9 protein-coding genes and 1 pseudogene are annotated in these 8,872 nt (G+C 38.4%); all 10 read right to left on the bottom strand.

The features are described 5' to 3' along the window. Window positions 1-154 precede the first annotated feature (154 nt). Window positions 155-667 carry a GNAT family N-acetyltransferase gene (locus HW423_RS10390; RefSeq protein ID WP_218931840.1) on the bottom strand — a complete coding sequence of 171 codons (513 nt, stop codon included), beginning with the start codon at window positions 665-667 and terminating at the stop codon, window positions 155-157. Between the two features lie 126 nt (window positions 668-793). After that, window positions 794-898, bottom strand: coding sequence for an HAD family hydrolase (locus HW423_RS11240; protein ID WP_235956478.1), 105 nt, complete (start codon window positions 896-898; stop codon window positions 794-796). A gap of 513 nt (window positions 899-1,411) precedes the next feature. Continuing rightward, window positions 1,412-3,382, bottom strand: a complete 1,971-nt coding sequence (locus HW423_RS10400; RefSeq protein WP_218931841.1) for a PTS fructose transporter subunit IIABC — start codon at window positions 3,380-3,382, stop codon at window positions 1,412-1,414. A 1-nt stretch (window position 3,383) separates the two neighbouring features. Next, the gene (pfkB, locus tag HW423_RS10405; protein ID WP_218931842.1) at window positions 3,384-4,307 is read right to left on the bottom strand and encodes a 1-phosphofructokinase; all 924 of its coding nucleotides are present in this window, start codon (window positions 4,305-4,307) and stop codon (window positions 3,384-3,386) included. Between the two features lie 3 nt (window positions 4,308-4,310). Continuing rightward, window positions 4,311-5,057 carry a DeoR/GlpR family DNA-binding transcription regulator gene (locus HW423_RS10410; protein ID WP_235956480.1) on the bottom strand — a complete coding sequence of 249 codons (747 nt, stop codon included), beginning with the start codon at window positions 5,055-5,057 and terminating at the stop codon, window positions 4,311-4,313. A 648-nt stretch (window positions 5,058-5,705) separates the two neighbouring features. Continuing rightward, complete coding sequence (locus HW423_RS11245) at window positions 5,706-6,029, bottom strand: peptidase dimerization domain-containing protein (RefSeq protein ID WP_328803187.1); 324 nt, start codon at window positions 6,027-6,029, stop codon at window positions 5,706-5,708. Next, window positions 6,009-6,308: pseudogene (locus HW423_RS11250) on the bottom strand (NAD(P)-dependent oxidoreductase); the annotation flags it as partial. The pseudogene HW423_RS11250 and the gene HW423_RS11245, both read right to left, overlap by 21 nt. Window positions 6,309-6,379: 71 nt before the next feature. Beyond that, window positions 6,380-6,562, bottom strand: coding sequence for a hypothetical protein (locus HW423_RS10425; RefSeq protein WP_218931845.1), 183 nt, complete (start codon window positions 6,560-6,562; stop codon window positions 6,380-6,382). Between the two features lie 27 nt (window positions 6,563-6,589). Further along, complete coding sequence (locus HW423_RS10430) at window positions 6,590-6,856, bottom strand: Rossmann-fold NAD(P)-binding domain-containing protein (RefSeq protein WP_218931846.1); 267 nt, start codon at window positions 6,854-6,856, stop codon at window positions 6,590-6,592. A 697-nt stretch (window positions 6,857-7,553) separates the two neighbouring features. Continuing rightward, complete coding sequence (gene queG / locus HW423_RS10435) at window positions 7,554-8,723, bottom strand: tRNA epoxyqueuosine(34) reductase QueG (protein WP_408014892.1); 1,170 nt, start codon at window positions 8,721-8,723, stop codon at window positions 7,554-7,556. Window positions 8,724-8,872 lie beyond the last annotated feature (149 nt).

Consider the following 8,872-nt stretch of genomic DNA (forward strand, 5'->3'; position numbering starts at 1 on the left):
AGGGTTTATCTCATTTATTTTTAATTAACTAATTTAGGTTGAAACAAAAATTGCCTTATGCCCTTGTCAAATCAACACAAAGGAGAATATTTTAATTTTATAAAATTAAAAACACTCTCATCATTAGAATCCAATCTAATAATGAGAGTGCCTTCTATAACTCTTTTAGCATAATATAATCCACTTGCGCATCGTCTCCCATAACGAAAGTATGCTCACCAACTCGTTGGAAGCCCATCTTCTTATAGAAAGCTAAGGCATTATAATTATGCTCCCAGACCCCTAACCAAATACCAGTTCGGTTAAGTTCTTTTGCTCGAGCATGAGCGAATTCCAACAGTTCTCTTCCATAGCCTTTACGCGTATGTTGAGGTAGTACATAAATTCGTTCCACTTCTAATGCTAGCGGATTATCTTTCTCTGATTGCGCATCATCAATATTCAGCTTTAAGTAGCCAACGACCAAGTCTGAATCCTTCAGAAAATAAAAATCTGTACCAACCTGGTTGATTTCAGACGTTAGTTGCTCAATAGTGTAGGCCCGTTCTAAATATTCATTTAAATTCTCTTCGGTATTTTGGTCTTTGAATGTATCAACAAACGTTTCAATACTAATATCGCGTAATTGTTCAACATCACTTGGTTTGCATTTAACTAGTTCTGTCACTATACCACCTCGTTATACTATAATCATTCTTTTATTATAGCAAAGTCAGGCTTCAACTGCATTTGAAATTATATAGCTTTCAATAATGACTAAAATATACCATTGCATAAAACATAATCATATTTCTTATATCAAATTATTCTCAAGACAAAATTCATAAATACCATCTTCAGCCACATGACCGATTACTTCGTCAGCAATTGTTTTTAAGTCCTCGGAAGCATTGTCCATTGCTAAGCCCTAGCCGACAGCTGCCAACATTTCAATGTCATTATTATCATCTGCAAAGGCAATCGGACTTCTACCTGTCGCTAAACAAAGTAAAATATCTTTCTACTTTAATGCTTTAAGTGTAGCTAATATCTTCTCTGAAATTACTTTCTTATTCATATCAATCAAGGTGCCCTCAATATCAAAAAAATTATTTTTTAATTTCCATTATTACTCTATCTGAAGTCATTTCAATTCTTCCATCAATTCAGCTATTATTAGAATAAGTCAAAAATTGTAAGGAAAGTTGGTACTAATTTGGAAAATGAGTTTGATTTTTATAAAATGGAAGAAAACTTCTTGAAAATCACTAAAGAAATTGAAGCAATGTCAGATATGTTAGAACAATTTAAACAGAATATCCCAAACATTCAATTATTTCTTAAATACTACTGTATTTATAAAAAATAAAAACCCCTCATCTCTAGACTTAAATTCTAAAGATGAAGGGTATTCATATTTTCTTTGATTTTATTACTCAGCTAATTCTTCAGCCGGTTTCTTTACTAACACACTTAATAAGATAGCTCCGACAATCCCACCAGCAAGCCAAGCCACGAGATACATCCATGGATTCGTTACACCACCGGCAAGAACCGCAAAGATTCCGCCGTGAGGAACATAACTCACACTACCAAATAATATACTTAATGCTCCAGCAACCCCACTACCTACTGCTAATGAAGGAATCACACGAAGTGGATTCGATGCTGCGAATGGAATAGCTCCTTCAGTAATGAAAGCCGCCCCCATCACATAGTTCACTAAAGCACTGTTATGTTGTTCTGGCGCCCAAAGATTTTTGTAAAATGTTGCTGAAATAGCAATCGCTAACGGGGGAACCATCCCGCCGATCATAACGGCTGCCATCACATCTGAACCTGCACCATTTGATGCTGTAACCAAAGCTGTACCAGTAACATAAGCAGCTTTATTAAGCGGTCCGCCCATATCAATTGACATCATAGCCGCAGCAACAAAACCTAGAACTACAGATAATTCAGAAGGAATACTTGTTAATAAGTCTTGTAAACCTAACATGACTGCTCCCATGGGTGCATTCACGATAAAGAACATGATGAGACCCATGGCTAGAACACCTAGCACAGGATATAAGAAGATTGGCTTCATACCTTCCAGTGATTTTGGTAACCAACTTAAGCCTTTACGTAAGCACCAAACAATTCCACCCGCTAAGAAACCAGCGACTAAAGCACCTAAGAATCCTGATGCAACTGCATCTTCAAAGATTCCACCGGCATTAAAGGCTGTTAGAATACTTGGGTTAGCAAAAACCCCACCCATGAAACCAATCACTAAACCAGGTCGATCAGCAATAGATTGCCCAATATAACCGGCTAGTACTGGTAACATCATAGCGAAAGATAAATCTCCGAAAGTTTTTAAAGTATGAGCAATCGCATTATAACTTGCATCATCTGGATTCGCTGAGTTGATTCCCCAGAAGAATGATAAAGCGGCTAAAATCCCACCTGCGACGACGAACGGTAACATATGAGATACACCGTTCATTAAGTGTTTATAGAACTGACGTCCTAAAGATTCATTCTCCTCAGAATCGTCGGCTGACTGCTCATATTGACTCGCGTGATAAATACGCGCATCAGCATTTGCGGCACGCCTCACTAATTCATCGGCTTTATTAATTCCGTCGGCTACTTTTGTTATAATAACTGGTTTACCATTAAAGCGCGCCATATCTACTTGCTTGTCAGCTGCTACAATAATCGCTGTTGCGCGTTCAATATCGGCTTTCGTTAATTTATTACCAACACCTGTTTGCCCATTTGTCTCAACTTTAATCGCATAACCGGCTTTATCCGCTGCTTGATTCAGTTTCTCTTCCGCCATATAAGTATGCGCAATCCCTGTTGGACATGCCGTTACAGCTAATAAGTATACATCATCCGCGTCTTGTGCTTGAGTATCTACTGCAGTAACTGTTTCTTTTGCTTGGTTTTCTTCTTCTTTTTCTGCTTCATATTCCGCAATGATATTTACAACATCTTCTTGAGTTTGAGCATCAAGTAAAGCTTGTTTTGCTTCTGGATTCATTAAGATACTTGATAATTTTGCTAAAGCTTGTAGATGTTCTCCGCCGCCTTCAGGTGCAGCAATCATAAAGATTAATTTTGCTGGTTGACCATCGAATGACTCCCATTCAATTCCTTCTTGTGAGCGAGCAAAAACAATCGCTGCTTCTTTAATTGAAGCATCTTGAGCATGCGGGATCGCAATTTCGTCTCCTACACCTGTTGTAGATTGGGCTTCACGTACTTCTAGTTTCTCAACATAACTGTCAACATCACTCACGCCACCTGCTTTGGTGAATTGTTCTGCCAAATGACGTAAAGTACTTGCTTTATCTGTTGTTGATAAAGTTAAATCCATCGCATCTTTTACAAATAATTGTGCTAGTTTCATTTTATCCACCTATCCTTTTTATTTCTATTTCTTTAATTAATTGATCTATCAATTCTTTTGTTGCGATTCCAACTGAAAATGCCGTTGCACTTCCTGATGCCGCTCCTTGCTTTAAACTGTCCTCGTACTGACCACTTTCAATATATTTTGCTATAAATCCTGCGACCATTGAATCTCCGGCACCTACGGAATTGATGACTTCGCCTTTAGGCACTGATGATTGATACACTTCTCCCGTCTCTGTGAGTAACACTGCGCCGTCGCCACCTAATGATACGATAACATTACGCGCGCCTTTTTCTTGGAGCATTTTACCGTAATGAATCACTTCTTCAATTGAATCTACCTTGACATTGAAGATTTCGCTGAGCTCTTGCGCATTCGGTTTGATTAAAAATGGCTTATGTACTAAACAAGCGGTTAAAAGATCTTTATTCGAATCCAATACAAAATCGACCTGTTTACTTGCGCATAACTCAGCCACTTTAACGTAATGGTCGCTAGTCATACCTGGCGCAGCATTACCGGCTAGTAAAACCGTATCTCCTTTGACTAATACTTCATTAAAATAATTAAATAACTTCTGAATATCCTTCTCTTGAATAACTGGTCCATTAGCATTAATTTCAGTTTCTTGATCTGCTTTTATTTTGACATTAATGCGTGTAATTGCATCAATGTCAACAAATTCAGGTTGTACGCCTTCTTCTTTTAATGATTTTTGAATAAAATCACCTGAGAAACCTCCTAAAAAGCCTGTCGCAATATTGTGATGTCCTAGTCGCTTTAAGAGAACGGACATGTTAATACCCTTACCTCCAGCCACATATTCATCTCGCTTCACGCGATTCAATTCACCTAGGTGAATCACATCTGTATTCATAACTAAATCCACTGCGGGATTAAATGTAATTGTATATAGCATTCCTTAAACTTCCTTCACTTTTGTATGTTTTTGGTATTTTAATCTCACGGGTTCTGGCAATGTATTTGTAATAATCGCTGCATCTTCCAGTTCAACTATTCGACAAAATGATACTTTATCAAACTTACTACTATCAGAAAGTACATAAACTTGATTCGCTTGTTGAATAGCTGTCTGCTTAACACTCGCCTCCTCACGATCAGGCGTTGTAAAGCCGTACTGAATATCAATTCCGTTTGTCCCCATAAAAGCTTTCGAGAATTGATACTGTTTCAATTGATTTTTCGCGTCAGTTCCAATCATTGCGCGTGTTTTAGGCTTGATAAACCCACCAACTAAAATCGTCTGTATATCCATCTCTGTTAAAATATTCGCAATTTCTAAACCATTCGTCACAACTGTAATATTTTCTGCTTTGATAAAAGGCAACATTGAAAGTGTCGATGTTCCGGCGTCTATATATATAAAATCATTCATTTCTATTAACGTCGCTGCGTACTTCCCTATATGTTCTTTTTCAGTCATAAATTGCTGTGACTTCTCTTTCACACTCGGCTCTGTGTCTACTGAGAAAATACGTTTAGCGCCCCCATGAACTCTCACTAACTCGCCTAACTCTTCTAACTGAGATAGATCTCGTCTCGCTGTGGATTCAGAAGCCCCCGTTGCTTCAACGATTTCTTGTAGCTTCACAATTGAATTATCCGCAAGTAACTTACGAATCGCTTGAAACCTCTCCTCTGTAAGCATTTTCATCACTTCCTTACTAATAAGATACACCAAAACCAATCACAAATCAATCACTTTCTTTCAAATAACGTTACATTCATTCAAATCCAATCATTAACACGGAGGTGATATGTAGATTCGCCAACTCAGGAAAACGAGCTAGCGAAGTTTGGCTGGATTCACCAGCTCAAGGCCGCGAGCTAGCGAAGTTCGACCGGATTCACCAGCTCAGTAAAACGAGCTAGCGAAGTTTGGCTGGATTCACCAGCTCAGTAAAACGAGCTAGTGATTCCACACAATCCCAACTTATTTTCTAAAAAATAATGGCCAACCTAATTCGGTTAGCCGTTTATATACATTTTAATTTAAATAATCCAATGCTACTTTTACAAATGCCGCTGTCGCCATATAGAATAGTGATTCGTCCACTCAAACTTCGCATGGTGGTGTCCGTGGAACTGGCCTTCAATATTAGATGGATTTGATAAGATGAGGAAAGTCCCGGGTGCTTCATATAGATAGTACGCGTAGTCTTCACGCCCATTAATGGCTCTTCAACTTCAACTAAATGACCTGGGAAAATTTCTTCCAGCGAGTTCACAACTTCAGTTGTCACTTGCGCGTCATTAGTCACAGGTGGATATTTATAGTCGTAGGTCACGACACATTTTACATCCAGTGCTGCACCAATTCCGTGCGCAATTTGTTCAATCTTCCTATGAATAAACTCTCCTGTTTCATCATTAGTGCGCGTAATGTTCCTTCAAGTTCAACCTTATCTGGAATAATATTGTGGTTGAAGCCACCTTGGACTCTAGTAATTGAAACGACTGCTGGGTTCACTGCTTTTACATTACGACTTTTTATTGTTTGTAAGGCGTTAATCAGTTGACCTGCAGCAGCAATCGGATCTTGAGATTCCTCAGGGTAAGCGCCGTAATAGCCTTTCCCGGCACTTCCAGCAATATGAGGCGATAGGACTACGTTAGGCAAATCATATGATGGAGAATCAGCTTCGGGAGGTTCAGGGCTTGTAACATCGAGTAAGGCTGTCAAATCGGATCGTTCCTGTAATACATCAATCATCGCTTGTTCTTCTACAATCGCACCACGGGCTGTATTAATAAAGGTCACATTCTCCTACATTCATCGGAAGTGCTCTCCATGAATCCTCCCCTCCGTATCCGGCAACAAAGGCGCATGTAAAGAAACGACATCCGCTTCTTTAAATATCTCCTCTAAGCTCACTTGACGCTCCCCAAGCTTGTCAATTCCTCATCTGAGACGAAAGGATCATAACTAATCACATCCACATCAAAATTCTTCAAATACTCCACAACCATTCAACCGATTTGACTCATCGAAATAATCCCAACGGTTGCTTTGTAATTACCAACAATCGGCTCAAATACTGCCAATTCATACGTGCGTTCTCTTTTCACTTTCTCAATAAAATGCCAAATACGCTTTAATGAAAATAAAATCCCTGTCAATGTATACTCAGCCACAGGAATAGCATTAGCCACATTCGCAGTCGTTACTTGAATATTGCGTTACCAAAAAGCATCAGTTAACACATGCCTTAACGTACCCGCTCCGTAAAATACAACTTTTAAATTAGGCGCTGCATCAAATAAAGGTACTCCCCAACTAGAAAAAAGCACTTCGACTTCTTTTAATAACTCAGTATTCTGTATTAATTCAACTTTGGACATAACTGGTGCCAAAATCTCACAATATTCTGCAATTGTCTCTTGTGACTCTTGACTATAAACATTTTCAAAGACATGGGGTGACATGACATATAATCCTTTTAACATTTTAAAACTCTTTAATCCTTTGAATGATTCGCATAATATGTTCGACTAAAACAGCTGAGACTAGCGTACCAATACCCACACCCATAATTCGACCTAAATGGGCCAGGATAATATAACCGCGATTGCCACAAAACTCAAATCTAAAGGCACCTTTATCTTACTGAACAACTCCGTGTTAAAGCGTAGAGTAATCGCCTTTACAATTCCTTCCCCTGGATTGCTCACAAAATCTGCTTTCAATTGTTTCATAATACTTAAAACGATGGTGAAACAACCTATAACAACCGCAATAAGTTGCCAAAGAAAGTGTTTCAACTCAAAATTTTGAATCTACGGTCCCCAAAAATCTACTGAAACTCTTAATATAAACGACACATTTATTTGAAAATATTGCAACAAGGGAAAGCACTTTCCCAGCAAAATGACTGGGGAAATAACTAATATAATATTAAAAATCATAGTCAATTCACCAAATGATAGTGGGACGAACTCATTCATCACTAAAGGAATTAATGTGAGCGCAGATGTACCTAAATTAGCATGAGCAACTAAATTAATGCCTAAACCCATTATTATAAAACTTAATAGTAAATATAACATAGATATAAAAATTGACTGCTTTTCCAAGTGTAACCCCTTCCATTTCATTATAATAATAAAGATACATCTCACAAATTGAAAGATGTATCTTCATGGCTTACATATTTTTTCTAAGTATATCTAACGCTTTATTAAATTCTGCAATCGTTTCTGCTTTATCTTCTTTTTCACACATCTCTTCTAAGAACAATATTAATTCTTGATTCGGTGATTCTTCAGTTATCTTAGCAATTGCCCACGCTGCTGTCCCGCGAATCATTGGACGAGGATCTGTCTCGATTACTTGCAGTAACTTAGGTATCGCAGACTTTTCACGGTAATTGGCTAAAGCAATAATCGCATTTCTCTGAAGGGGTTTTTTACCTCGCCATGATCCAGCCATCTTACCAAAAGTCTCTTTAAACTCACGGTTTGATATATCCAATAAGGGTTCAAGAATCGGATTCGTTAACTCTGGATCAGGTTCCATTTCCTCATGGTGGTGCGTATTCATCCCACGGTTGTAAGGACAAACAACTTGGCAAATATCACACCCATAAATCACACGACCCATCTTCTTCCGGAATTCATCTGGCATATATCCTTTAGTCTGAGTTTGATAAGAGAGACAGACTTGGGCATTAATACGACCGTCCCCAAGTAAAGCCCCTGTAGGACATGCATCAATACACTTCACACAATCCCCACAACCAAAAGGCACTTCTTCATCTGCTTCAAAAGCTATATTCGTAATGATTTCACCTAAATACACAAATGAACCAAACTCTTCTGTAATCAACAAGCCATTGCGCCCTATAAAGCCAAGCCCTGCCCGTTGAGCAACCGCAACGTCAACGAGTTCACCAGTATCCACCATCGGTTTAAAATCCACTGAGCCAATATTCTCCTCATTTGCGGCTTCTTTAATGTAGGCAATGAGCTTATTCATTCGATCATTGAGAATATGATGATAATCCGTCCCCCAAGATGCACGCGCAAATTCACCTCTAGGCTTACCCTTTTCCATTCTAGGTTTCTTCATACGAGAAGGATATGCTAAAGCAATCGCAATAATCGACTTTGGTTGATCGAAAATCTTCTCAGGATAAATTCTTTCTTCAATGTTCTTATGTTCAAAGCCAGAATTATGTCCTGCAGCTCTTTGCTTCTTCAAGCGATCTTCTAAAGTATAAAATGGCTCCGCATGTGTAAAACCAATCTTATCAATCCCGAGTTCTTCAGCTTTTAACTTAACCTTTTCCTTTAGCTGTTGATTCAAATCAGTCACCTCCACAAATCAACTCCTAATGTTAATCATATTATATCATCTGATCATTATAATAGAAGGAAAAAATCTGTACAAAAAAAGAACAGAGCCCTCGGGCTCTGCTCTCAATTAAACAATGCATGGCAACGACCTACTCTCACAGGACCCAA

It is taken from the genome of Ruoffia halotolerans (assembly GCF_014049385.1).
In the GTDB taxonomy this organism is placed as follows: domain Bacteria; phylum Bacillota; class Bacilli; order Lactobacillales; family Aerococcaceae; genus Ruoffia; species Ruoffia halotolerans.